Source organism: Pseudomonas sp. EL_65y_Pfl2_R96 (genome assembly GCF_963970905.1).
In the GTDB taxonomy this organism is placed as follows: domain Bacteria; phylum Pseudomonadota; class Gammaproteobacteria; order Pseudomonadales; family Pseudomonadaceae; genus Aquipseudomonas.
This window is the reverse complement of record NZ_CAXAQH010000239.1, coordinates 1-506: the sequence shown is the minus strand read 5'-3', so window position 1 is coordinate 506 and position 506 is coordinate 1. Positions and strand designations below refer to the sequence as shown.

Sequence of the window (506 nt, the reverse complement as noted above, 5' to 3'; positions counted from 1 at the left end):
ATCTCGAAAAACACATTTTTCAGGCGCATGGAATCGATGCTGCAGGCAAAGCGGTCCTTCGTAAGAAGCTCCGCCGTTCAGAGTTGATTGCATTCTTTGCCAAGCTTCCGCCCTGCGTGGTTGGCATGGAAGCTTGCGGCACGGCCCATTATTGGGGCCGAGAGCTGACCGCACTGGGCCATCAGGTCAAGTTGATGCCTGCGGCTTACGTGAAACCCTATGTTAAGCGCGGCAAGAACGACGAGGTCGATGCCGAAGCCATCTGCGAAGCCGTCACCAGGCCGACGATGCGGTTTGTGCCGATCAAGAGCGCCGAGCAGCAATCGATCCTGATGCTCCATCGTACCCGAGATCTGTTCGTGCGACAGCGTACTATGTTGGTCAACTCGCTGCGCGGTCAGCTTGCCGAGTTTGGCCTGATCGCTCCCAAAGGGGTATGGCGTGTTCCAGAGCTCGAGGCTCTTGCCCAGGACGGCGAGCTTCCGGAGCCGGCTCGAGCCTGCGCC

General features: G+C 58.9%; 1 protein-coding gene. It reads left to right on the top strand.

Annotation, left to right across the window (positions count from 1 at the left end; translation table 11 throughout):
- On the top strand, positions 1 to 506 hold a 506-nt coding region (locus tag AACY49_RS30405; RefSeq protein WP_339527974.1), incomplete at both ends, for an IS110 family transposase.